The 24,031-nt window shown below is 59.2% G+C and carries 19 protein-coding genes, 3 tRNA genes and 1 pseudogene; all 23 read left to right on the top strand.

Features of this window, described 5'->3' with window-relative positions:
• Positions 1–122: pseudogene (locus RQP54_RS19780) on the top strand (elongation factor Tu); the annotation flags it as partial.
• A gap of 57 nt (positions 123–179) precedes the next feature.
• Positions 180–255: transfer RNA gene (locus RQP54_RS19775), tRNA-Trp, on the top strand.
• 90 nt (positions 256–345) lie between these two features.
• Positions 346–729, top strand: a complete 384-nt coding sequence (secE, locus tag RQP54_RS19770) for a preprotein translocase subunit SecE (protein WP_315680310.1) — start codon at positions 346–348, stop codon at positions 727–729.
• Positions 729–1,310 (top strand): transcription termination/antitermination protein NusG, encoded by a 582-nt coding sequence (gene nusG, locus RQP54_RS19765; RefSeq protein ID WP_315680301.1) that lies wholly within the window; start codon positions 729–731, stop codon positions 1,308–1,310. The genes secE and nusG overlap by 1 nt, the downstream gene beginning before the upstream one ends.
• Before the next feature lie 112 nt (positions 1,311–1,422).
• Complete coding sequence (rplK, locus tag RQP54_RS19760) at positions 1,423–1,854, top strand: 50S ribosomal protein L11 (protein WP_315680300.1); 432 nt, start codon at positions 1,423–1,425, stop codon at positions 1,852–1,854.
• Position 1,855: 1 nt separating this feature from the next.
• Positions 1,856–2,551: a 50S ribosomal protein L1 gene (gene rplA / locus RQP54_RS19755; RefSeq protein ID WP_315680298.1), complete on the top strand. Its 696-nt coding sequence runs from the start codon at positions 1,856–1,858 to the stop codon at positions 2,549–2,551.
• A gap of 226 nt (positions 2,552–2,777) precedes the next feature.
• Complete coding sequence (rplJ, locus tag RQP54_RS19750) at positions 2,778–3,290, top strand: 50S ribosomal protein L10 (RefSeq protein WP_315680297.1); 513 nt, start codon at positions 2,778–2,780, stop codon at positions 3,288–3,290.
• 44 nt (positions 3,291–3,334) lie between these two features.
• Complete coding sequence (rplL, locus tag RQP54_RS19745) at positions 3,335–3,715, top strand: 50S ribosomal protein L7/L12 (protein WP_315680296.1); 381 nt, start codon at positions 3,335–3,337, stop codon at positions 3,713–3,715.
• Positions 3,716–3,965: 250 nt separating this feature from the next.
• Positions 3,966–8,078 (top strand): DNA-directed RNA polymerase subunit beta, encoded by a 4,113-nt coding sequence (rpoB, locus tag RQP54_RS19740; RefSeq protein WP_315680295.1) that lies wholly within the window; start codon positions 3,966–3,968, stop codon positions 8,076–8,078.
• Between the two features lie 19 nt (positions 8,079–8,097).
• Entirely contained in the window at positions 8,098–12,318 is a 4,221-nt protein-coding gene (gene rpoC / locus RQP54_RS19735) for a DNA-directed RNA polymerase subunit beta' (RefSeq protein ID WP_315680294.1), read from the top strand.
• 73 nt (positions 12,319–12,391) lie between these two features.
• Positions 12,392–12,901, top strand: a complete 510-nt coding sequence (locus RQP54_RS19730; protein WP_315680292.1) for a hypothetical protein — start codon at positions 12,392–12,394, stop codon at positions 12,899–12,901.
• A 5-nt stretch (positions 12,902–12,906) separates the two neighbouring features.
• Positions 12,907–14,220, top strand: coding sequence for a 16S rRNA (cytosine(967)-C(5))-methyltransferase RsmB (rsmB, locus tag RQP54_RS19725; protein ID WP_315680308.1), 1,314 nt, complete (start codon positions 12,907–12,909; stop codon positions 14,218–14,220).
• Positions 14,177–14,800 (top strand): DUF4390 domain-containing protein, encoded by a 624-nt coding sequence (locus tag RQP54_RS19720; protein ID WP_315680291.1) that lies wholly within the window; start codon positions 14,177–14,179, stop codon positions 14,798–14,800. Before rsmB ends, RQP54_RS19720 begins: the two co-directional genes overlap by 44 nt.
• A complete protein-coding gene (locus RQP54_RS19715) occupies positions 14,797–17,067 on the top strand; it encodes a sensor histidine kinase (RefSeq protein ID WP_315680290.1) in 2,271 nt (756 codons plus the stop codon). Before RQP54_RS19720 ends, RQP54_RS19715 begins: the two co-directional genes overlap by 4 nt.
• 15 nt (positions 17,068–17,082) lie before the next feature.
• Entirely contained in the window at positions 17,083–17,742 is a 660-nt protein-coding gene (locus RQP54_RS19710) for a response regulator (protein WP_315680288.1), read from the top strand.
• A gap of 50 nt (positions 17,743–17,792) precedes the next feature.
• Positions 17,793–17,868 (top strand) — tRNA-Phe (locus tag RQP54_RS19705).
• A gap of 7 nt (positions 17,869–17,875) precedes the next feature.
• Positions 17,876–17,951 (top strand) — tRNA-Gly (locus tag RQP54_RS19700).
• 222 nt (positions 17,952–18,173) lie between these two features.
• Positions 18,174–19,346 carry a UDP-4-amino-4,6-dideoxy-N-acetyl-beta-L-altrosamine transaminase gene (pseC, locus tag RQP54_RS19695; RefSeq protein WP_315680307.1) on the top strand — a complete coding sequence of 391 codons (1,173 nt, stop codon included), beginning with the start codon at positions 18,174–18,176 and terminating at the stop codon, positions 19,344–19,346.
• A gap of 33 nt (positions 19,347–19,379) precedes the next feature.
• Positions 19,380–20,747 carry a UDP-glucose/GDP-mannose dehydrogenase family protein gene (locus RQP54_RS19690; protein WP_315680287.1) on the top strand — a complete coding sequence of 456 codons (1,368 nt, stop codon included), beginning with the start codon at positions 19,380–19,382 and terminating at the stop codon, positions 20,745–20,747.
• A 10-nt stretch (positions 20,748–20,757) separates the two neighbouring features.
• The gene (locus RQP54_RS19685; RefSeq protein ID WP_315680286.1) at positions 20,758–21,126 is read left to right on the top strand and encodes an FdtA/QdtA family cupin domain-containing protein; all 369 of its coding nucleotides are present in this window, start codon (positions 20,758–20,760) and stop codon (positions 21,124–21,126) included.
• Positions 21,119–22,237, top strand: coding sequence for a DegT/DnrJ/EryC1/StrS family aminotransferase (locus RQP54_RS19680; protein WP_315680284.1), 1,119 nt, complete (start codon positions 21,119–21,121; stop codon positions 22,235–22,237). Before RQP54_RS19685 ends, RQP54_RS19680 begins: the two co-directional genes overlap by 8 nt.
• Positions 22,234–22,935, top strand: coding sequence for a pseudaminic acid cytidylyltransferase (pseF, locus tag RQP54_RS19675; protein WP_315680282.1), 702 nt, complete (start codon positions 22,234–22,236; stop codon positions 22,933–22,935). Before RQP54_RS19680 ends, pseF begins: the two co-directional genes overlap by 4 nt.
• Positions 22,893–24,029, top strand: a complete 1,137-nt coding sequence (gene pseG / locus RQP54_RS19670) for a UDP-2,4-diacetamido-2,4,6-trideoxy-beta-L-altropyranose hydrolase (RefSeq protein WP_315680280.1) — start codon at positions 22,893–22,895, stop codon at positions 24,027–24,029. The genes pseF and pseG overlap by 43 nt, the downstream gene beginning before the upstream one ends.
• Positions 24,030–24,031: the final 2 nt, after the last annotated feature.

Here is a 24,031-nt window from a genome sequence, read left to right as displayed (position 1 = left end):
ACAACGTCTCCATCACCGTCAAGCTGATCGCTCCGATCGCCATGGAAGAAGGCCTGCGCTTCGCTATCCGCGAAGGTGGTCGTACCGTCGGCGCCGGCGTCGTGGCAAAAATCATCGCTTAAGCGGACAAGAAAACCAAAGAAACGGCCGCAAGGCCGTTTCGCTTGTCAAGAACTTGTAGGGGTATAGCTCAATTGGCAGAGCGTCGGTCTCCAAAACCGAAGGTTGTAGGTTCGATTCCTACTGCCCCTGCCACCGAAAGGTGAAAACAAGGCCCGCTACGGTGTAGCGGGCTTCAGTGTCTTGGGGATCGCAAGATTCGAAAAGACCAAACGGATCGCAAACATGTCGACAACACAGGTTCAGACTGTCGCTTCTGGCGCAGACAAGGCAAAACTGGCGGCAGCCGTTGTGGCAACGATTGCTGCAGTGGCTGCCTTTTATCTGCTACGTGCCCAGGGTGCCTGGGTACAATGGCTGGTTTTGCTGTTGGGTCTGGCGTTTGCGGCAGGCGTCTTTCTGACTACAGAGGCCGGCAAGGCGCTCATTGGCTTTGGTCGCGATGCGGTGCGTGAGGTCAAAAAGGTGGTCTGGCCGTCGCGCAAGGAGGCCATCCAGACCACGGCCTACGTATTCGGGTTTGTGTTGCTGATGGCAATTTTCCTGTGGTTGACCGATAAGACCCTGGAGTGGGTGTTGTATGACCTGCTGCTGGGATGGAAGAAATAATGACTGACACCGTCGAGCACACTGCCGCTCCCGCGGCCAATGCCAATCCAGACCTGCGCTGGTATGTGGTGCATGCCTATTCGGGCATGGAAAAAGCTGTCGAGCGCAATCTCCATGAGCGCATCGCCCGCGAGGGGATGCAGCACCTGTTCGGTCGCATCATGGTCCCCATGGAAGAGGTGGTGGAAGTTCGTAATGGCCAAAAGCGCACCACAGAGCGCAAGTTCTTCCCGGGCTACGTCCTGGTGGAAATGGTCATGAACGACGAAACCTGGCACTTGGTGAAGCACACCAACAAAGTCACTGGGTTTGTGGGTGGTGCCAAGAATCGTCCGGCGCCCATTTCTGAATCTGAAGTCATGAAGATCGTGAACCAGATGCAGGAGGGTACCGACAAGCCGCGCCACAAGATCGAGTTTCTGGTGGGCGAGTATGTCCGTGTCAAGGAAGGTCCCTTTGCGGACTTCAATGGCACTGTGGAAGAGGTCAATTACGACAAGAACAAGGTGCGCGTTTCCGTCACCATCTTCGGTCGTGCGACACCGGTTGAGCTTGAGTTCTCTCAAATCGAGAAGACCTGATTTTTTGTTTCGCTGCTTTCCGACTCGGTGGCGAAGCTTTATTTTTGAGTCGCAATGAAGGGGAGCTGCTGAGCCTCAGGTGAGGCAGCGCTAATACCCACAAGGAGTAAACATGGCGAAGAAAATCGTCGGTTTTATCAAGCTGCAAGTGCCAGCTGGCAAAGCCAATCCATCCCCACCGATCGGTCCCGCATTGGGTCAACGTGGTCTGAACATCATGGAATTCTGCAAGGCGTTCAACGCCCAGACTCAAGGTGTTGAGCCCGGACTGCCTCTGCCGGTGGTCATCACTGCATTTGCTGACAAGAGCTTCACCTTTGTCATCAAGACCCCGCCTGCTACGGTCCTGATCAAGAAGGCCATCAAGCTGGACAAGGGTTCTTCGCGTCCGCACATGGACAAGGTAGGCAAGATCACCCGCGCTCAGCTGGAAGAAATCGCCAAGACCAAGATGAAGGACATGACCGCTGCCGACTTGGACGCCGCTGTGCGTACCATCGCTGGTTCGGCTCGTTCCATGGGTGTGAATGTGGAGGGCGTGTGAGATGGCCAAGCTGACCAAGAAACAAAAAGCCCTGCAAGGCAAAGTCGACAGCAACAAGCTGTACGCCCTGGGTGATGCCCTGAGTATCGTCAAGGAATGTGCCACTGCCAAGTTTGACGAGTCCATTGATGTGGCCGTTCAACTGGGCGTGGATGCCAAGAAGTCTGACCAGGTGGTGCGTGGCGCCGTCGTGCTGCCCAATGGCACCGGCAAGACCAAGCGCGTGGCTGTGTTCGCTCAAGGCGCCAAGGCTGAAGAAGCCAAGGCCGCCGGCGCCGACGTGGTCGGCATGGACGATCTGGCCGCCCAAGTCAAGGCTGGTGACATGCCTTTTGACGTGGTGATTGCTGCCCCTGACGCCATGCGTGTCGTCGGTACCCTGGGTCAGATCCTGGGTCCGCGCGGTTTGATGCCTAACCCCAAGGTCGGCACTGTGACCCCCGATGTTGCCACGGCTGTGAAGAACGCCAAGGCAGGTCAGGTGCAGTTCCGTGTCGACAAGGCTGGTATTGTTCACAGCACCATCGGTCGTCGTTCGTTCGATGCCGACAAGCTGCAGGGCAACCTCGCTGCGCTGATCGATGCACTGAACAAAGCCAAGCCTGCTTCCAGCAAGGGTGTGTACCTGCGCAAGGTGGCAGTGTCCTCGACCATGGGCGTGGGCGTTCGCGTCGACGTTCAGTCGATCGCTGCTTGATGAAATTGCCGCATCGCGCAAGCGGTGCGGTGTGGTGGGCTGCGGTGGCGAAAGTTGTCGCAGGTCATCCAAGACCGTTGGCGTGCTGCGCAGCAATGCAAGGCACTTAATGACAGGCCAACGCAGATGGCGATCCCGCTGAAATGGATTTTTTCCACAACAGTTGGTCGCTGCAATGTGGCGCACCTGCGGCAACAGCCAAGGGTGCATTTTGAAGGAGTAGACCTTGAGTCTGAATCGCAGTGAGAAAGAAGCGGTCATTACCGAAGTGACCAGCCTCGCCGCTAAAGCTCAAACGCTCGTGATGGCGGAATACCGTGGCATCACGGTCGCTGACATGACCAAACTGCGCAACACCGCGCGCAGCGCTGGCGTGACCCTGAGTGTTCTGAAGAACACCCTGGCACGCCGTGCTGTTGCCGGTAGCGGTTTTGAGTCGGTTGCCGACCAGATGACCGGTCCGTTGATCTACGGCTTTTCCGAAGACGCAGTGGCTGCCGCTAAAGTGGTGGCCGATTTCGCCAAGACCAACGACAAGCTGGTCATCCGTGGCGGTGCGTACGGCGGCAAGGCCCTGGACGTGAACGGCGTGAAGCAATTGGCAAGCATCCCCTCGAAGGAAGTGCTGCTGGCGCAATTGCTGGGCTTGATGCAGTCCCCCATTTCCCGTACCGCCCGCGTGCTCGCGGCTGTGGCCGAGAAAAAAGGTGGCGGCGCAGCGGAAGCGGCTGCAGCCTGAGTGGCAGCAACCCTTTTAGAAACCAATATTGTTAGGAAATAAAAATGGCATTTGATAAAGACGCATTTTTGACCGCTCTGGACAGCATGTCGGTCATGGAACTCAACGACCTGGTGAAAGCCATCGAAGAGAAGTTTGGTGTGAGCGCTGCCGCTATGGCTGCTCCCGCTGCTGGTGGCGCCGCTGCCGGTGGTGCTGCCGCTGCTGAAGAGAAGACCGAGTTCAACGTGGTGCTGACCGATGCTGGCGCGAACAAGGTTTCCGTCATCAAGGCAGTGCGTGAAATCACCGGCCTGGGTTTGAAAGAAGCCAAGGACCTGGTGGACGGCGCTCCCAAGAACGTCAAGGAAGGCATCTCCAAGGCTGACGCTGATGCAGCCAAGAAGAAGCTGGAAGAAGCTGGCGCCAAGGTCGAACTCAAGTAATCGACTTTGCACCGAAGGCTGGGTAGGCCCTAAAAGGCCCCCAGCCTTTTGCCGTTGTAAGACGGCACCGATGAGTGTTCCAACAAGAGCATTCATCCGTGTCTTCTGACCCCGACTGCAGAAGATGCCTTGGTTCGGGCCGCGCGCAATGTGCGGCCGTCCGCCAATGATTGGTAGAGGCCAATCACCAAGTTTTGCCCGCCAGTCGCCTAGGACCCCGAGGATTCCTCAGCCTTTGCCCGGAGATCTAATGGCTTACTCATTCACTGAACGCAAGCGTATTCGTAAAAACTTTGGCACGCGCGACAGCGTGTTGGAAATTCCCTACCTGCTCCAGATGCAGAAGGATGCCTACACCGCGTTCCTGCAAGCGGATGTCGCACCCAAGAAGCGGACGTCCGAAGGTCTGCAAGCCGCTTTCGAAGCCGCGTTCCCGATCGTGTCGCACAACGGATTCGTCGAGATGAAGTACCTGGAGTACAACCTCGCCAAGCCTGCGTTCGATGTGCGTGAGTGCCAGACCCGTGGTCTGACCTATGCCTCCGCTGTGCGTGCCAAGGTTCAATTGATCATCTACGACCGCGAATCCTCGACCGCACAGAACAAGGTCGTCAAGGAAGTGAAGGAGCAAGAGGTCTACATGGGTGAAGTGCCCCTGATGACCACCAAGGGTTCTTTCATCATCAACGGCACAGAGCGCGTCATTGTGTCGCAGTTGCACCGCTCACCGGGCGTGTTCTTCGAACACGACAAGGGCAAGACCCACAGCTCGGGCAAGCTGCTGTTCTCGGCACGCATCATTCCCTACCGCGGTTCATGGCTTGACTTCGAGTTCGATCCCAAGGATCTGCTGTACTTCCGTGTCGACCGCCGCCGCAAGATGCCGGTCACCATCCTGCTCAAGGCCATCGGCCTGAACAACGAGTCCATCCTGGCGAACTTCTTCGTCAACGACAATTTCCGTCTCATGGACAGCGGAGCCCAGATGGAATACGTGGCCGAACGCCTGCGCGGCGAAGTGGCCCGTTTTGACATCACCGACAAGAGCGGCAAAGTCATTGTGGCCAAGGATAAGCGCGTCACTGCCCGCCATACCCGCGAGCTCGAGCAGTCCGGCACGACCCACATCAGCGTGCCGGAAGATTTCCTGCTCGGTCGCGTCATCGCCCGCAACATCGTGGATGCGGACACTGGCGAGATCGTCGCCAAAGCCAATGAAGAGCTGACCGAAGCACTGCTGAAGAAATTGCGTGCTGCCGCCATCCAGGAAATCGCGTGTATCTACACCAACGACCTGGACCAAGGGGCCTTCATTTCGCAAACCCTGCGCACGGACGAAACCGCCGACGAATTCGCTGCGCGCGTGGCCATCTACCGCATGATGCGCCCTGGCGAACCCCCGACCGAAGATGCCGTGCAGGCCCTGTTCCAGCGCCTGTTCTACAACGCAGACACCTACGATCTGTCGCGCGTCGGCCGCATGAAGTTCAATGCCAAGTTGGGTCGTTCGGAAGCCGAAGGCCCCATGGTGCTGACCAATGAGGACATCCTGTCGGTGGTCAAGATCCTGGTGGACCTGCGCAATGGCCGCGGCGAAGTCGACGACATCGATCACCTGGGCAACCGCCGTGTGCGTTGCGTGGGTGAGTTGGCTGAGAACCAGTACCGCACCGGTCTGGCACGTATCGAGAAGGCCGTGAAGGAGCGTCTGGGCCAGGCCGAGCAAGAGCCGCTGATGCCGCACGACCTGATCAACAGCAAGCCGATTTCGGCCGCGCTGAAAGAGTTCTTCGGTGCATCGCAGCTGTCCCAGTTCATGGACCAGACCAACCCGCTGGCCGAAATCACCCACAAGCGCCGCGTGTCGGCCCTGGGCCCGGGCGGTCTGACCCGCGAACGTGCCGGTTTCGAAGTGCGCGACGTGCACGTGACCCACTACGGCCGCGTATGCCCGATCGAAACGCCTGAAGGTCCGAACATCGGCCTGATCAACTCGCTGGCGCTGTATGCCCGTCTGAACGAATACGGCTTCATCGAAACCCCCTACCGCCGCGTGGTGGATGGTAAGGTCACGGCAGAAATCGACTATCTGTCGGCGATCGAAGAAGGTAAGTTCATCATTGCCCAGGCCAATGCGGCTTTGGACAAGGATGGTCGTCTGACCGGCGAACTGATTTCCGCCCGTGAAGCGGGTGAATCGGTGCTGGTGGGCCCGGACCGCATCCAGTACATGGACGTGTCTCCGTCGCAGATCGTATCGGTGGCGGCCTCGCTGGTTCCGTTCCTCGAGCACGATGACGCCAACCGCGCCTTGATGGGTGCGAACATGTCGCGTCAGGCTGTGCCTGTGTTGCGCCCCGAGAAGCCCATGGTGGGTACCGGCATCGAGCGCGTAGCAGCGGTGGACTCCGGAACCGTCGTGACCGTAAACCGTGGCGGTGTGGTGGACTACGTGGACGCTACCCGTGTGGTGGTGCGCGTGAACGACAACGAAGCGCAAGCTGGCGAAGTCGGTGTGGACATCTACAACCTGATCAAGTACCAGCGTTCGAACCAGAACACCAATATCCACCAGCGCCCCATCGTCAAGAAGGGTGACAAGCTGGTCAAGGGTGACGTGATCGCTGACGGCGCCTCCACCGACCTGGGCGAAATCGCCATCGGCCAAAACATGCTGGTGGCCTTCATGCCCTGGAACGGCTACAACTTCGAAGACTCGATCCTGATTTCCGAGCGCGTGGTCGCCGAAGACCGCTACACCTCGATCCACATCGAGGAACTGGTTGTGATGGCCCGTGACACCAAGCTGGGCGCCGAGGAAATTACCCGCGACATCCCGAACCTGAGCGAGCACCAGCTGAATCGCCTGGACGAGTCCGGCATCATCTATGTGGGTGCCGAAGTGCAACCAGGGGACACGCTGGTCGGCAAGGTGACCCCCAAGGGTGAAACCACGCTGACACCCGAAGAGAAGCTGCTGCGCGCCATCTTCGGCGAAAAGGCCTCCGACGTGAAGGACACCTCGCTGCGCGTGGATCAGGGTTCCCAAGGTACCGTGATCGACGTTCAGGTCTTCACCCGTGAAGGCATCCAGCGTGACCGCCGCGCCCAGCAGATCATCGACGACGAGCTCAAGCGTTTCCGCTTGGACCTGAACGATCAGCTGCGCATTGTGGAAGCTGATGCGTTCGCCCGTATCGAGAAGCTGCTGGTCGGTCGTGTGGCCAATGGCGGCCCACAGAAGCTGGCCAAGGGTACCAAGATCGACGCCGCTTACCTGGCTTCCATCGACAAGTTCCATTGGTTTGATATCCGTCCCGCAGAAGACGAAGTGGCTACTCAGCTCGAGAGCATCAAGAATGCCTTGGAGCAAACCCGCCACAGCTTTGACTTGGCTTTCGAAGAAAAGCGCAAGAAGCTCACGCAAGGCGACGAGCTGCCTGCGGGCGTGCTCAAGATGGTCAAGGTCTACATCGCTGTCAAGCGCCGCCTGCAGCCTGGTGACAAGATGGCCGGCCGCCACGGTAACAAGGGCGTGGTCTCCAAGATCACGCCGGTGGAAGACATGCCCTACATGGCCGACGGTACGCCTGTCGACATCGTGCTGAACCCGTTGGGCGTGCCTTCGCGTATGAACATCGGACAGGTGCTGGAAGTGCATCTGGGTTGGGCCGGCAAGGGCCTGGGCCAGCGCATCGGCGACATGTTGCAACGCGAAGCTGCTGCCTCTGAGATCCGATCCTTCATGGACAAGATCTACAACGGCACCGGTCGCAAGGAAGACCTGGCGCAGTTGTCCGACAGCGAAGTGCTGAGCATGGCCAAGGAGCTGACCAATGGCGTGCCATTTGCGTCGCCGGTGTTCGACGGCGCGACGGAAGCCGAAATCGGCGACATGCTGCAGCTGGCGTACCCGGACGAAGTGGCCAAGGCCAAGGGCCTGACCGCCTCGCGTACGCAAGCTCAACTCTACGACGGCCGCACCGGTGATGCGTTCGCCCGTACCACGACCATCGGCTACATGCACTACCTGAAGCTGCACCATCTGGTGGACGACAAGATGCACGCCCGTTCGACCGGTCCCTACAGCTTGGTCACGCAGCAGCCCCTTGGTGGTAAAGCCCAGTTCGGTGGTCAGCGTTTCGGTGAGATGGAAGTGTGGGCACTGGAAGCCTACGGTGCTTCCTACACCCTGCAGGAAATGCTTACCGTCAAGTCCGACGACGTGCAAGGTCGTACCAAGGTGTACGAGAACATCGTCAAGGGTGAGCACTCCATCGAAGCCGGCATGCCGGAGTCCTTCAATGTGCTGGTCAAGGAAATCCGTTCCTTGGGCCTGGACATCGAACTCGAACGTAATTAATTGAAAGGGCAAGAGTCACATGAAATCCCTACTCGACCTGTTCAAGCAGTTCACGCCGGATGAGCACTTCGAAGCCATCAAGATCGGCATGGCTTCGCCCGAGAAGATCCGTTCCTGGTCTTTCGGTGAGGTGAAGAAGCCGGAAACCATCAACTACCGTACCTTCAAGCCCGAGCGCGACGGTCTGTTCTGCGCCAAGATCTTCGGCCCCATCAAGGACTACGAGTGCCTGTGCGGGAAGTACAAGCGCCTGAAGCACCGTGGCGTGATCTGCGAAAAGTGCGGCGTGGAAGTGACCCAGACCAAGGTGCGCCGCGAGCGCATGGGCCACATTGACCTGGCCGCTCCCTGCGCGCACATCTGGTTCCTGAAGTCCCTGCCGAGCCGTCTTGGTCTGGTGCTGGACATGACCCTGCGCGACATCGAGCGCGTTCTGTACTTTGAAGCATATGTGGTGACCGACCCCGGCATGACTCCGCTGAAGAAGTACAGCATCATGTCCGAGGACGACTTCGACGCGAAGTTCAAGGAATATGGTGATGAGTTCCAGGCCAAGATGGGTGCGGAAGGCATCAAGGACCTGCTGCAGAACCTCGATATCGATACCGAAATCGAGAAGCTGCGCAACGACCCCAGCGGTTCCGAGCTTAAGATCAAGAAGAACACCAAGCGTCTGAAGCTCCTGGAGGCGTTCAAGAAGTCTGGCATCAAGCCCGAGTGGATGATTCTGGACGTGCTGCCCGTGTTGCCGCCGGACCTGCGTCCGCTGGTTCCTCTGGACGGCGGTCGCTTTGCCACTTCCGACCTGAACGACCTGTACCGGCGCGTCATCAACCGCAACAGCCGCCTGCGCCGTTTGCTGGAACTCAAGGCCCCCGAGATCATCGCGCGCAACGAAAAGCGCATGCTGCAGGAAGCCGTCGACAGCCTGCTGGACAACGGCCGTCGTGGCAAGGCCATGACCGGTGCCAACAAGCGCGCTCTCAAGTCCCTGGCCGACATGATCAAGGGCAAGAGCGGTCGATTCCGTCAGAACCTGCTGGGTAAGCGCGTGGACTACTCTGGTCGCTCCGTGATTACCGTGGGCCCGACCCTCAAACTGCACCAGTGCGGTCTGCCGAAACTGATGGCCTTGGAACTGTTCAAGCCCTTCATCTTCGCGCGCCTGGAAGCGATGGGCATTGCCACCACCATCAAGGCGGCCAAGAAGGAAGTCGAATCCGGCACCCCGGTGGTGTGGGATATCCTCGAAGAGGTCATCAAGGAGCACCCGGTTCTGCTGAACCGTGCACCTACGCTGCACCGCCTGGGTATCCAGGCCTTCGAGCCGATCCTGATCGAAGGCAAGGCCATTCAATTGCACCCGCTCGTGTGCTCGGCGTTCAACGCCGACTTCGACGGTGACCAGATGGCCGTTCACGTGCCGTTGTCGGTCGAAGCGCAGATGGAAGCCCGCACCCTGATGCTGGCGTCCAACAACGTGCTGTTCCCCTCCAACGGCGAACCCTCCATCGTTCCCTCGCAGGACGTGGTGCTGGGCCTGTACTACGCCACCCGCGACAAGATCAACGGCAAGGGTGAAGGTCTGGTGTTCTCCGACACCGCCGAAGTGCAGCGCGCGCTGGATGCCGGTGAAGTCGAGCTCAACACGCGCATCAACGTGCGTCTGACCGAGTACACCAAGAACAAGGAAACCAAGGAATTCGAGGCCTCGACCAAGCTGTGGGAAACCACTGTGGGCCGTGCGCTGCTGTCCGAGATCCTGCCTAAGGGACTGCCCTTCTCCAACCTGAACAAGGCGCTGAAGAAGAAGGAAATCTCCAAGCTGATCAACGTGTCCTTCCGCAAGTGCGGCCTGAAGGAAACCGTGGTGTTTGCCGACAAGCTGCTGCAGAATGGCTTCCGTCTTGCGACCAAGGCTGGTATCTCCATCTGTATCGACGACATGCTGGTGCCAACCGAAAAGCGCGGCATCATCGAACGCGCAGAAGCCGAAGTGAAGGAAATCGCCCAGCAGTACACCTCCGGTCTGGTGACTGCCGGTGAGCGCTACAACAAGGTGGTGGACATCTGGGGCAAGGCCGGCGACGAAGTCTCCAAGGTGATGATGGCCCAGCTGTCCAAGCAGAAGGTGCTGGACCGCAACGGCAAGGAAGTGGACCAGGAGTCCTTCAACTCCATCTACATGATGGCCGACTCCGGTGCCCGCGGCTCTGCTGCCCAGATCCGTCAGGTGGCCGGTATGCGTGGCCTGATGGCCAAGCCGGACGGCTCCATCATCGAGACGCCGATTACCGCGAACTTCCGCGAAGGTCTGAACGTGCTGGAGTACTTCATCTCCACCCACGGTGCCCGTAAGGGTCTGGCCGACACCGCTTTGAAGACTGCGAACTCCGGTTACCTGACCCGCCGTCTGGTGGATGTGACCCAGGATCTGGTGGTGACCGAAGACGACTGCGGTACCCACAATGGCTACCTGATGCGCGCCATCGTCGAAGGCGGTGAAGTCATTGAATCGCTGCGTGACCGCGTGCTGGGCCGCACTACTGCTGACGAAGTGGTGCACCCTGAGACCCGCGCCGTGCTGGTCAAGCCTGGCCAGATCCTGGACGAAGACACCATCGAAGAGCTGGAAGCTGCCGGTGTGGACGAGGTCAAGGTGCGCACTGCGCTGACCTGCGAAACCCGCTTCGGCCTGTGCGCCCGCTGCTATGGCCGCGACCTCGGCCGCGGTGGTCTGGTGAACATCGGTGAGTCGGTTGGCGTGATCGCCGCTCAGTCCATCGGTGAACCCGGTACCCAGCTGACCATGCGTACCTTCCACATCGGTGGTGCGGCTTCGCGTGCAGCCATCGCGTCCAGCGTGGAAGCCAAGTCCAACGGTATCGTGGGCTTCAACTCCACGATGCGTTACGTGACCAACAGCAAGGGCGAGTCGGTGGTGATTTCCCGTTCCGGTGAAATCATCATCCACGACGAGCACGGTCGTGAGCGCGAGCGCCACAAGGTGCCGTACGGTGCGGTGTTGACCATTAAGGCCGATCAGCAGATCAAGTCGGGCACCATCTTGGCCAACTGGGATCCGCTGACACGCCCCATCATTACCGAGTTCGCCGGTCAGATCAAATTCGAGAACGTTGAAGAAGGCCTGACCGTGGCCAAGCAGGTGGACGAAGTCACCGGCTTGTCAACTCTGGTCGTCATCGACCCCAAGCGCCGCGGCTCTGCCAAGGTGGTGCGTCCGCAGGTGAAGCTGATCGATGCCAACGGCAACGAGGTCAAGATCCCCGGCACCGACCACTCTGTGACTATCGGCTTCCCCGTGGGCGCGCTGGTTCAGGTGCGTGACGGTCAGGACGTGGGCTCCGGCGAAGTGTTGGCCCGCATCCCGATCGAAGGCCAGAAGACCCGCGACATTACCGGCGGTCTGCCCCGCGTGGCCGAACTGTTCGAAGCCCGTACTCCTAAGGACAAGGGTGTTCTGGCCGAAGTCACCGGCACGATCTCGTTCGGCAAGGAAACCAAGGGCAAGGTGCGCTTGCAGATCACCGATCCGGACGGCAAGGTCTGGGAAGAGCTGATCCCCAAGGAAAAGAACATCTTGGTGCACGAAGGCCAGGTGGTCAACAAGGGCGAAGTGGTGGTGGACGGCCCCGCCGACCCGCAAGACATCCTGCGCCTGCTGGGCTCCGAAGAGCTGGCCCGCTACATCGTGGACGAAGTGCAGGACGTGTACCGCTTGCAGGGCGTGAAGATCAACGACAAGCATATCGAAGTGATTGTTCGCCAGATGCTGCGCCGCGTGGTGGTCGAGAATCCGGGCGACTCCAGCTACATTGCTGGCGAGCAGGTGGAGCGTTCCGAGATGCTCAATACCAATGATGCGCTGCGTGGTGAGGGCAAGGTTCCCGCAACCTATACCAACCTGCTGCTGGGTATTACCAAGGCGTCGCTGTCCACCGACAGCTTCATCTCGGCAGCCTCGTTCCAGGAAACCACCCGCGTGCTGACCGAAGCTGCCATCATGGGCAAGCGCGACGAGCTGCGTGGCCTGAAGGAGAACGTCATCGTCGGTCGTCTGATCCCTGCAGGGTCAGGTCTGGCCTATCACGAAGCCCGCAAGGCGCGTGAAATGATGGACGAGGCCGAGCGCCGAGCGATCGCCGAGGCCGATGCCGCGGAACTGGCTGCCGCCGGTATCCACACGGAAGACGCCGAAGAGGGGCCAGCCGCTGAGTAAGCGTTGCTCCTGAAATAGAAGCGCCACACGCCCGTTTCAACTGGGCTGTGGCGTTTTTTTTGAGTTTTTTCGCATGGCGGTCAATCTTTCGCTCTGGGTTTGGGTCGGACTGGCTGTAGTGGCGGCTTGGGCCGTGGGTGCCTACAGCCGACTGCTGCGGCTGCGCCATGGTGCAGAACAGGCCCGCAGTTCACTGCGCAAGTACCTGTTGCGGTGCCGTGATATTGCTGGCAGTCTGGACGACAGCACTGCTGCCTCCGTCTGGGCTGACATGCGACACGTGTCGGAAATGGCGGAGCTGTGGGGGCGCGACCCGAAGCGGGAGGGGGTGCCGCCCGGGCTAGGCGTAGCCATTGACCGAGTCGAACACAGGATGGCCCAATTGCGGCAGCAGCCGGAGGACCTTGCGGGAGCGGTGCTGCCGCAGGAGCTGATGACCGCATGGGATTCGCTGGTGGCAGACATTGCGGCGCGGCGCACGCGCTACAACGTTCATGTCTCGGAACTCAACGAGGCCTTGCTGCAAATGCCGGCCAGTGTGCTGGCCCGCAGCGTCGGCATGCGAACCTGGGAGCGTCTGTGAAGACCATGGCGACACCGCCCTTGTGGCAGCAGCTTCAAGCAACGATTGACGTATTGGCTCAGGTGGAACAGGGGCAATCGGCAGCGACGTCCTTGAATTCGGTCAATGCGCAATTGCGCCCTGCGGCGCAGGCGCTGACCTTTGCGGTCTGGCGCCAAATGGGCTATGCGCGCCATGTGGCCGTGCGTCTGGCCGCCAAGCCACCGAAGATCTGGGTGCAAGCGGCATTGTGGTGCGGGCTGGCCCTGCTGGCACCAGCGAATGCGTCGTTGTACGATGAATTCACATTGGTGGACCAACTGGTGGAGGCGGTGAAGCGCTGTCGCAAGGAGTCGCGCCAAGCAGCATTCGTCAACGCCTGTTTGCGCCGGTTTTTGCGTGAACGTCAGGCGCTGGAGGCTAGCGTACGAGATGTCCCCGAAGCGCGCTGGAACTTTCCGGCGTGGTGGATTCGCCGAGTTCAGAGTGACCACCCTGAACAATGGGAACAAGTCCTGCAGGCTTCGAATCAAGCGGCCCCTATGACCCTGCGGGTCAATCGGCGCCAAACTAATCCTGAGCTCTACGTGGAGCGCCTGGTTGGGCAGGGGTTTGCCGCGAAATGGCAAGGTGGGCAGGCGGTCGTGCTGGAGCAGCCAGTACCGGTCGGCCGACTACCTGACTTTGTCTCTGGCCATGTCTCCGTGCAGGATGCAGGTGCGCAGCAAGCCGCCGAATTGTTGCTGAAGGGATATGCCAGCACAGCTGCGACCCGCATCCTGGACGCCTGCGCGGCTCCCGGCGGCAAGACGGGACATTTGCTCGAATTGAGCGATGCCCAGGTACATGCGGTCGAAGTGGATCCGGTGCGGGCTGAGCGCATTGGTGAGAATTTGCAGCGCCTCGGCCTGCAGGCTCAGGTGCACTGTGCCAGTCTTACTGATCTGGCAGCTTGGTGGGATGGTCAGCCCTTCGATCTCGTTCTGCTCGATGCGCCATGCACTGCTTCCGGCATCGTGCGACGCCATCCTGACGTGCGTTGGCAAAGAAGGGAAAGCGATATTGAGGCCCTGGCGCAGACGCAAAGGCTCATGCTGGAATGCATGTGGCCGCTCGTGCGACCTGGCGGGCGTTTGTTGTTCTGCACCTGTTCCATATTCGCTTCGGAAGGGCGTGCACAGCAAGCAGCGTTTCTTGCACACAACAAGGACGCACAATTGTTGCCATCACCTGGCCATTTGCTCCCCACAAATGCCCTGCAAACCGCAGCAGTCGCCCACAATGTCGGTAACGACCATGACGGATTTTTTTACGCACTTTTTGAAAAGGTTGCTGCCTGAGGCATGGCTCGGAATCGGGCTGTTGCTTTGGGGTTCTCTGTGTTCCCAGGCGTGGGGACAGGCCACGGGCGAGATACAGCAGCTGCGTATCGAGCGGCTGGATGATGAGGTCGTATTGTCTGCCCAATTGCAGTTTGACCTACCAGCCACCATCGAAGATGTACTTGCCAAAGGAATTCCGCTGACGTTCACGGCCGAGGCGGAGGTCTATCGCGAGCGCTGGTACTGGTTCGACAAGCGCGTCTCACTTGCCCAGCGCAGCTACCGGTTGGGCTACCAACCGCTGTCGCGTCGATGGCGCGTTGTGGTCCTTGGGCCACAGGGGGAGGGGGCAAGTCTGTCGATGAGCCAAAGCTACGAATCATTGACCGAAGCGATGAATGCCATCAAGCGCATTGCCCGCTGGCGTATTGCCGAGGCAGCGCAGCTCGATCCGACGGTTTCTCATCGGGTGGAATTCCGTTACCGCCTTGACGTGAACCAGCTGGCCGTACCTTTGCAGATTGGTACCCTCGGGCAGTCCGACTGGAACGTCACTCTCACTGCCACCGCGGCGTTGCCTGCCGGTAGTTCGAAATGAAGCCGTTCCCCATCCCCAGGGAATTCAGACCGAGCTCACGGGCCTTGAGCCGATTTGTTGCTGCGGGCTCCGGAGCGATGCTGCTGGTGGGTTTGGCATTGCTCTACCTGCTGGCTCAGGCCACCAGTGACAGGGAACTCTTTGAACGGAACTACGCGCGGCTGTTCGTGGCCAACGTGGCAGTGGCCAGCGCCATTCTGTTGGCCGTTTGCTGGGTCGGGTGGAAGCTCTACCAACGAATACGCCAACGTCGGTTTGGAAGCCAGTTGCTGCTCAAGTTGGCGGTGACCTTTGGGTTGGTAGGCTTTGCCCCAGGCCTGCTGATCTACGGTGTTTCCTATCAGTTTGTCTCCCGGTCGATCGAATCGTGGTTTGATGCGCGGGTGCAATCCGCACTCGATGCAGGGCTGAGCCTAGGTCGGGTGTCGCTCGATGCCATCGGCGCAGACCTCATGCGCAAGACCCGCAATGCGGCCGACCAGTTGGGATTGGTAAACGCGGGCGCCAGTGAGTTGCAACTGGGCCGTATTGCGGAACTGTTGGGGGCGGATGAAGTTACCCTGTGGACCGCGTCAGGACATCTGCTGGCCAGTGCCGGAAACGTACAGCTACGCCTTGCACCGGAAGGGCCCAGCGCGACCCAGGTGCGACTAGCCAAACTGGATCGCAGCACAGTCTGGTTCGAAGGCCTGGATGAGCGCGCAACAGCCTCGGGCATTGCAGCCCAGGTCAAGGTGTTGGCGCTGGTGGAGGGCCTGGGCCTGGGCCTAAACACCGAGCCGCGCTATCTGTTGGTAGCCCATGCCCTGCCCACTTCCTTGGTGTCCAATGCCATGGCGGTCGAAAACGTCTCCCGCGAGTACCAGGAGCGCGCACTGTCGCAAGCCGGACTCAAGCGCATGTATATCGGAACGCTTACGCTGGGATTGTTCCTCGCGGTGTTTGGCGCACTGCTGTTGGCATTGACGTTGGGAAACCAGATAGCGCAACCACTTCTGCTGCTGGCCGAAGGCGTGGAGCAGGTTGCTGCCGGCGACCTGACACCCAAGCTGATCTGGCAAGGGCGTGATGAGCTCGGGGGACTGACGCGGGCATTCGCGGATATGACCGAACAGCTAGCGGATGCCCGTATGACGGCACAGCACAGCCTAGCCGAAGCCGAAACGGCGCGGGCGCAACTGCAGACTGTATTGGATAACCTCACTACGGGTGTGTTGGTGCTTCAAGCCGATGGGGGAATCGTCATCGCGAACCCGGGTGCTCAGGCCATGCTGGGTACTTCCGTTGCAGCCTTGGTTGGGGCCAACTTCTTTGCGCTGCAGTCAGGTGCACCGCTTGTCCCGGTGGTTCGACAGCAGTTCTCGCATCTGCTTGAGGCCTCGCCCCACGCACAATCCTATTGGCAACAGACGGTGGACTTTGGTCAGGATGGAAAGGAAGTGGACGGCAACCCGTTCTCTCGCACCCGTACCATGATTGCCCGCGGCGCCCTGTTGCCCAGTGGTCAGTGGCTTTTGGTTCTGGACGACATTACCGAGGTGGTGTCCGCTCAGCGCGCCCAGGCCTGGGGTGAAGTGGCGCGGCGCTTGGCCCACGAAATCAAGAACCCGCTCACACCGATCCAGCTGTCAGCCGAACGTCTGGAACATCGCTTGTCTGCGCGATTGGAAGGTTCGGACCAGGCCTTGCTGTCCAAGTCCGTGCGGGTCATTGTTGAACAGGTCGACGCGATGAAGCGTCTCGTGAATGAATTCCGAGATTTTGCCCGGCTGCCTCGTGCCGAATTGAAACCGGCGGACCTCAACGCCCTGGTGACGTCTGTCATCACCTTGTACGAAATTGGAACGGCCGAACGCATAGACTTGGAGCTAGACGAACGTTGTCCAACGATTGCGGCAGACTCCCAACAACTCAGGCAAGTGCTGCATAACCTGATCCAAAACGGATTGGAGGCGCAGGAGACAGCGAGCACACCATTGACAGGTCGCGTCAAGATCATCACTCAGTGGGTCTCCAGTGCGTCGCGTGTACGCTTAACTATTCAGGACAACGGTCCTGGATTTACAGAGGCCGTACTGCAACGGGCATTTGAGCCCTATGTCACTACCAAGCAAAAGGGAACCGGACTGGGCTTGGCAGTGGTCAAAAAGATTGCCGACGAGCATCGGGCGCGCATTGAGATTGGAAACCGCCTGATCGGAGACAAGGTAGTCGGTGCACAAGTATCGTTATCATTTGAAGCCGCGACCGCAACGGCGGCGATCTAGGGACATCATCAGAACATGGCAAACATCTTGGTAGTGGACGACGAGCACGGCATTCGGGACTTGCTGTGGGAGATCCTCAATGACGAGGGTCATAACGTCGAGTTGGCCGAAAACGCCGCGCAAGCCCGGGCCTTCCGCGCCAAGGAGCAGCCCGACCTGGTCTTGCTGGATATCTGGATGCCCGATACCGATGGCATCACCTTGCTCAAGGAATGGGCAATGGCCGGGGCGCTCACGATGCCGGTGATCATGATGAGCGGACATGCCACCATCGATACAGCAGTCGAAGCTACCAAAATCGGTGCGTTGTCATTCCTGGAAAAGCCCATCACCCTGCAAAAATTGCTCAAGGCGGTGGAGCAAGGGCTGACCCGCAATGCCACTGCCAAGGGAGCGCCTAGTACGTCGCCGATACGGGTGCACCAAGAAGACCGAGGCGCCGATGTGGTTGCGGTGTCACCGGTGGTGCAAGTGGCCGAACAAACTTTTTCATTGGATAAGCCATTGCGGGAGGCGCGCGACGAATTTGAGAAGGCCTACTTCGAATTCCATCTGGGTAAGGAAAATGGCTCCATGACCAGGGTCGCTGAGAAGACTGGTCTTGAACGGACTCACCTGTATCGAAAGCTCAAGCAACTTGGAGTTGATCTCACGCGCGGCAAAAAGCCAGCTTGACTAGGACTGTTTGAGAAGGTTTGGATTTCTGTGTTATACTGCGAGGCTCTGGCCCGGTAGCTCAGTCGGTAGAGCAGAGGATTGAAAATCCTTGTGTCGGTGGTTCGATTCCGCCCCAGGCCACCAGTTCAATGCGGGATTAGCTCAGTTGGTAGAGCGATACCTTGCCAAGGTATAGGTCGAGAGTTCGAGCCTCTTATCCCGCTCCAAAAACAAAACGCCCGTCCGATGTGATGGGCGTTTTGCTTTGGTGGGCTGCTGGGGGCGTTTGCCAACATGGGTGTGGCAGAATGCGATTCCAACCCTCTATTCACTGTGCATTGAAAGTTCTGGGCGCTGCATGCAACAAATTCTGGGCGCGTGAGTAGAGTTTTGTGCGTTCTCCAGCACCTCTCTCGGAAACAGTTGCGTCCGATCTTGTTTTTATTCACATGATTCCATACGGTAAGCAGTCAATTTCTGACGAGGACATCAATGCAGTGGTTGAGGTTCTGCGTTCAGATTTTCTTACCCAAGGGCCTTGCGTGCCTGAATTTGAGCGGGCTGTTGCGAGCTACTGTGGTGCCAATTATGCAGTCGCTGTCAATAGTGCAACTAGTGCGCTTCATGTAGCGTGCCTTGCGTTGGGTGTGGGGGCTGGCGACCTTGTTTGGACATCGCCCATCACGTTTGTCGCCAGTGCCAATTGCGCTTTGTACTGTGGCGCTGAAGTTGATTTTGTTGACATCGATCCGTCCACTTACAACATGTGTGTTTCCAGCTTGGCTGAAAAGCTTGAGCATGCACAGAACAATGGGCGATTGCCCAAGGTTGTTATTCCAGTGCATTTGTCTGGACAGTCATGTGAAATGGCTGAGATTCACGCATTGTCCGTTAAATACGGGTTCCGAACCATTGAAGACGCGTCTCATGCCATCGGGGGGAGTTACCAAGGGGCGAAGATTGGTAGTTGTCGTTTCAGTGACATTACCGTTTTCAGTTTCCATCCCGTCAAGATAATTACCACCGGTGAAGGGGGGATGGCCGTAACCAATGATCCAGAATTGGTAAAACGAATGGCTCGTTTGCGTAGTCATGGCATTACGCGCTACCCATCCGAGATGACCCGCCCACCTGATGGTTCTTGGTATTACGAGCAAATTGAGCTTGGTTTCAACTACCGTATGACCGATATTCAGGCTGCGCTCGGTCTAAGTCAAATGCAAAGGCTCGATCAATTTGTCATTCAGAGAAAGGCAATTGCGCAGCGATATGACGAATTGTTGAGGGATACAGCAATTGTCCGACCCTTTCAGTACCCAAACGTTTATTCGGCTTTGCATTTGTATATTGTGAGACTACCTAGTGGCGTCCTTAAAACCAGTCATAGGGAAGTTTTCGAGCGAATGCGTGCTGATGGCATTGGTGTGAATCTTCATTACATTCCGGTTTACCGGCAGCCATATTACGAGCGCATGGGTTTTAAGCCGGAAAACTTTCCGCAGGCAGAGCGCTACTATGCGGAAGCAATTACGTTGCCCATTTATCCAGGTCTGACGTCGGAACAGCAGGACTTGGTGGTGCGTCGACTATTGACTCCATCTGGATATCAGACGATCTTTTAATTGATTTGGCTCCGACCTGAATCCGTCAAATAAATGAAAATTACTGTTGTCGGAACCGGCTATGTAGGATTGGTAACCGGTACCTGTCTGGCAGAGCTTGGCAATAACGTGCTATGTCTTGACCTAGACCCCGCGAAGATTGCCATACTCAATTCGGGGGGAGTTCCTATCCATGAGCCTGGCCTCAAGGAACTGGTCGATCGCAATCGTGCAGCTGGTCGGTTGGCCTTTACCACCGACGTTGCATCCAGTGTGGTCCATGGTGACATCCAGTTCATCGCCGTGGGAACCCCTCCCGACGAAGACGGCAGCGCCGACCTTCAGTACGTGCTGGCGGCCGCCCGCAACATCGGCCGCTACATGAACGACTTCAAGGTGGTCGTGGATAAATCCACCGTGCCGGTGGGCACCGCCGACAGGGTGCAGGCCGCCATTGCTGAGGAACTGGCGGCAAGAAAGCTGTCGGCCGGGGCGGCTGGCTACGCTGTGGTGTCCAACCCCGAGTTCCTCAAGGAAGGCGCCGCGGTGGAGGACTTCATGCGGCCCGACCGCATCGTCATCGGCGCCGATGAAGCCACGCCCGAAGGCCGGCGTGCGCGCGAACTCATGGTGCGCCTGTACCACCCGTTCACGCGCAACCACGACCGCATTTTCACCATGGACGTGCGCAGCGCCGAGTTCACCAAGTACGCTGCCAACGCCATGCTGGCCACGCGCATCAGCTTCATGAACGAACTGGCCAACCTGGCCGACCGCGTGGGCGTGGACATCGAGCAGGTGCGCAAGGGCATCGGCTCCGACCCGCGCATCGGCTACAGTTTCCTTTATGCCGGGACGGGCTATGGCGGCAGCTGTTTTCCCAAGGACGTGCAGGCATTGGTGCGCACCGCGGGCGAGCATGGGCAGGCACTAGAGATCCTGCAGGCCGTGGAGTCGGTCAACAACCGGCAGAAGCACGTGCTGGTGGACAAGATTTTGGCGCGTTACGGGCAGAACCTGCAGGAGCGCACTTTTGCGCTCTGGGGCCTGGCCTTCAAGCCCAATACCGACGACATGCGGGCCGCACCCAGCCGCGCGATCGTGGCCGAACTGGTGCGCCGCGGTGCCCGTGTCCAGGCCAATGATCCCGTGGCCATGGACGAGGCCCGGCGCTGCCTGGCGCTCGACCTGCCTGCCGAGCAACTTGCGGCGGTCACCTTCCATGAGCAACCCATGCAGGCGCTGCAGGGCGCCGATGCGCTGGTGATCGCCACCGAATGGAAGGCCTACCGCAGCCCCGACTTCGCCGCCATGAAAGCGACCTTGCTTGAGCCGGTCATTTTTGACGGACGCAATCTCTATGAGCCGGCCGAAGTGCGGGAGGCGGGCTTTCACTACGAAGGCATAGGCCGTCGGGCATGAAAGCGAAACCATGTCGCATTTTCCAGTCCTGAAACTGCCCACCCACACCGATCCGCGCGGCTCGCTCACGGTGCTCGAGGGGGCGCTGCCCTTTGCCGTCGTGCGCAGCTACTGGATCTATGGTGCCGATGGGCAGACCCGTGGCGGGCACCGGCATCGGCACACCCGTCAGGCCCTGGTGGCGGTGAGCGGAACCGTCACCGTCTACATGAACGACGGCGTTGCTACTGACAACGTGGTGCTGGCCCACCCCGGGCAGTGCCTGCTGGTGGAGCCCAAGGACTGGCACACTATGACCTTCGGTCCGGGGGCAGTCCTGCTGGTCATGTCCTCGCATCCCTACGACCGCAGTGAATACATCGACGAACCCTATGCCTGAGCCGCAGATCATCGAATACGAAAGCCTGGCGCGTTCCAACCAGGCCTATATGGCGGAGCTGGAAGCGGCGGCTGCGCGCGTTATCCGCAGCGGCTGGTACGTGTTGGGCCAGGAGGTCAGCGCTTTCGAGGCTGAATTCGCCAGCTATGTCGGTGCCAAGCATTGCATAGGGGTGGCCAACGGGCTGGACGCGCTCATTCTGTCCATCGAGGCGCTGGACCTGCCGCGCGGCAGCGACATCCTGGTGGCCTCCAACACCTACATCGCCACCATCCTCGCCATCGTGCGTGCCGGGCACAAACCGGTATTGGTGGAGCCCGAGCTGGCCACCTTCAACATGGATCCGGCCCGCCTGCCGCAGGCCCTGAGCGGCAACTCACGCGCCATCTGCGTCACCCACCTGCTTGGCAAGACCTGCCGAATGGACGCCATCGGCGCCTTTGCGCGCGAGCACGGCCTGAAGGTGGTGGAGGATTGTGCCCAGTCGCACGGCGCCCGCCTGGGGACGCAGATGACGGGCACTTTTGGCGATGCCGGCTGCTTCAGCTTCTACCCGACAAAAAACCTGGGCGCCATGGGCGATGCGGGCGCCATCGTCACCAATGACGATGCCTTGGCCGACCGACTGCGCCACACACGCAACTACGGCTCCAAGCAGAAGTATGTAAACCGCTATGTCGGCGTGAACTCCCGCCTGGACGAGTTGCAGGCCGCGCTGCTGCGCGTCAAGCTGCGCCATCTTGATGAAATGACTGCGCACAAACGGGCATTGGCCGAGGTCTATTTTGCGAATCTGCCGGCATGGGTGGCAAAGCCGGTGCGGCGGCCCGATGAATACGATGTGTTTCACATCTACGGCATCCGTCATCGGCGCCGCGACGCCCTGCGCCAGCATCTGCTGGACCATGGCGTCAAGACGGAGATCCACTATCCCCTCCCTCCGCACCGGCAGGAAGCCATGCGGGGGATCCTGGCAGGCGCCTATCCCGTTGCCGAGGAACTGCATGCCACGGAGCTTAGCTTGCCCATATCCGCTGGCCACACGACTGACGACATTTGCCGCGTAGCGGCGCTGATCGGCGAGTTTGCCCATAAGGATGCCGCGTCATGAGGCTGGCCGTCATACCCGCGCGCGGCGGCAGCAAGCGTATTCCGCGCAAGAACATCAAGCCCTTTTGTGGCAAGCCCATGATTGCGTGGTCGATTGAGGCGGCTTTGCAGAGCGGATGCTTCGACGAGGTGATCGTGTCCACCGATGACGCCGAGATTGCGGATGTCGCCAGGCAGTGGGGGGCGGGCGTGCCGTTTATGCGGCCTGCGGCGCTCGCCGATGACCACACAGGGACAATTCCCGTCGTACGTCATGCTGTTGAGTGGTTTCAGCAGGTGGGCAGGCAACCGTCACAGGTTTGCTGCATATACGCCACTGCGCCATTTGTCCAAGGCGATGATTTGCGCCGGGGGTTGGACTTGCTGCTAGCCAACGTCTGTAGCTATGCGTTCTCGGTCACCAGTTACCCGTTCCCTATTCAGCGGGCTATCCGTATCACAGAGCTGGGGCGCGTTGAAATGTTTTATCCCGGACATTTCAGTACTCGCTCGCAAGACCTGGAAGAGGCGTGGCACGATGCGGGTCAGTTTTATTGGGGAAAGTCGAAAGCCTGGTTGGAAGACCCAGCCTTCTTTACGCCATCTTCTATTCCTGTTCGATTGCCGCGCCATCGTGTGCAGGATATCGACACGCCTGAAGACTGGCTGCGCGCCGAGTGGTTGTTCAAAGCCATGCAGAGCGAGGCGAGGCTGATGTGAAGGTCGTTTTTCGGACAGATGCTTCCCGGCAAATTGGGACCGGGCATGTGGTCCGCTGTCTTGCCCTGGCTGGCGAACTTCGAGCCAGGGGGCTAGAGTCATATTTCGTTTGTCGCATGCACCCTGGCAACATGATTACCGCGATACGGCAGCGAGGTTACGACGTGATGGAGTTGCCGGCTGGTCCGGCACCCTTACAGCCAGCACCTGCAGCGGGCGGCTCTCAGTCTGCGCATGCTGGCTGGCTGGGTTGCGATTGGCGCAGCGACGCTGAGCAGACGCTACGTGCGATGTCGGCTATCAAGCCGGATATGCTGGTGATTGATCACTACGCAATCGACATCCGTTGGGAAGAGGTTCTCCGGCCACATGTGCGCCGGATGGTGGTCATCGACGATCTGGCTGACCGCAGGCATGAATGCGATTTCTTGTTGGACCAGAACTGGTTTGGCGATGATATGTCTCGCCGCTACCAGGGGATGATCCCGGATCACTGCGTCACCATGCTGGGCCCGCGATATGCGTTGTTGAAGCCAGAATATGCAACGCTCCGTGCCCACATGCCCCCGCGCGATGGTGAGGTCGGGCGAGTGCTCGTGTTCATGGGGGGCAGCGATCTGACAAATGAAACGGGTAAGGTCATGGATGCACTCGCGCAACCCAGACTGGCGCATTTGCTTGTAGATGTGGTGGTTGGCGTCAATCACCCGGACCCGCAAGGCATAACCCATAAGGCGGCTGCGCGACCCGCGATACATGTGTACAGCGGCCTGCCCTCTCTGGCGGGATGGATGGCCCGGGCAGACCTGATGATCAGCGCCGGCGGGTCTACGAGCTGGGAGCGTATGTGTCTTGGTTTGCCGGCCGTTGTCATCAGCATTGCTGCCAACCAGACGGCGACTAACGTTGCAATGCAGGCGGCAGGCTATATCGATTTTCTCGGGGAAAGCACGCAGGTCAGTGCTCAAATCATTGCCGATGCCATCGGTCGATGTCTCCAGGATCCGGAGAGACTGAGGCAAATGAGCCGGAGGTGTCAGGATCTGGTGCCAGGGACAGGGGCGGAACGCGTGTGCGACTTTGTGCTGGGCTAAAC

This window comes from Curvibacter sp. APW13 (assembly GCF_032337135.1).
Lineage (GTDB): Bacteria > Pseudomonadota > Gammaproteobacteria > Burkholderiales > Burkholderiaceae_C > Allorhodoferax.
The sequence above is the reverse complement of the archived record's forward strand: the minus strand, read 5'-3'. Positions and strand labels throughout refer to the sequence as shown.

Bases quoted from the DNA above. Each gene is read 5' to 3' on its own strand.
- secE (WP_315680310.1), top strand. From the start codon at position 346: ATGTCGACAACACAGGTTCAGACTGTCGCTTCTGGCGCAGACAAGGCA.
- nusG (WP_315680301.1), top strand. From the start codon at position 729: ATGACTGACACCGTCGAGCACACTGCCGCTCCCGCGGCCAATGCCAAT.
- rplK (WP_315680300.1), top strand. From the start codon at position 1,423: ATGGCGAAGAAAATCGTCGGTTTTATCAAGCTGCAAGTGCCAGCTGGC.
- rplA (WP_315680298.1), top strand. From the start codon at position 1,856: ATGGCCAAGCTGACCAAGAAACAAAAAGCCCTGCAAGGCAAAGTCGAC.
- rplL (WP_315680296.1), top strand. From the start codon at position 3,335: ATGGCATTTGATAAAGACGCATTTTTGACCGCTCTGGACAGCATGTCG.
- rpoB (WP_315680295.1), top strand. From the start codon at position 3,966: ATGGCTTACTCATTCACTGAACGCAAGCGTATTCGTAAAAACTTTGGC.
- rpoC (WP_315680294.1), top strand. From the start codon at position 8,098: ATGAAATCCCTACTCGACCTGTTCAAGCAGTTCACGCCGGATGAGCAC.
- RQP54_RS19730 (WP_315680292.1), top strand. From the start codon at position 12,392: ATGGCGGTCAATCTTTCGCTCTGGGTTTGGGTCGGACTGGCTGTAGTG.
- rsmB (WP_315680308.1), top strand. From the start codon at position 12,907: ATGGCGACACCGCCCTTGTGGCAGCAGCTTCAAGCAACGATTGACGTA.
- RQP54_RS19720 (WP_315680291.1), top strand. From the start codon at position 14,177: ATGACGGATTTTTTTACGCACTTTTTGAAAAGGTTGCTGCCTGAGGCA.
- RQP54_RS19715 (WP_315680290.1), top strand. From the start codon at position 14,797: ATGAAGCCGTTCCCCATCCCCAGGGAATTCAGACCGAGCTCACGGGCC.
- RQP54_RS19710 (WP_315680288.1), top strand. From the start codon at position 17,083: ATGGCAAACATCTTGGTAGTGGACGACGAGCACGGCATTCGGGACTTG.
- pseC (WP_315680307.1), top strand. From the start codon at position 18,174: ATGATTCCATACGGTAAGCAGTCAATTTCTGACGAGGACATCAATGCA.
- RQP54_RS19690 (WP_315680287.1), top strand. From the start codon at position 19,380: ATGAAAATTACTGTTGTCGGAACCGGCTATGTAGGATTGGTAACCGGT.
- RQP54_RS19685 (WP_315680286.1), top strand. From the start codon at position 20,758: ATGTCGCATTTTCCAGTCCTGAAACTGCCCACCCACACCGATCCGCGC.
- RQP54_RS19680 (WP_315680284.1), top strand. From the start codon at position 21,119: ATGCCTGAGCCGCAGATCATCGAATACGAAAGCCTGGCGCGTTCCAAC.
- pseF (WP_315680282.1), top strand. From the start codon at position 22,234: ATGAGGCTGGCCGTCATACCCGCGCGCGGCGGCAGCAAGCGTATTCCG.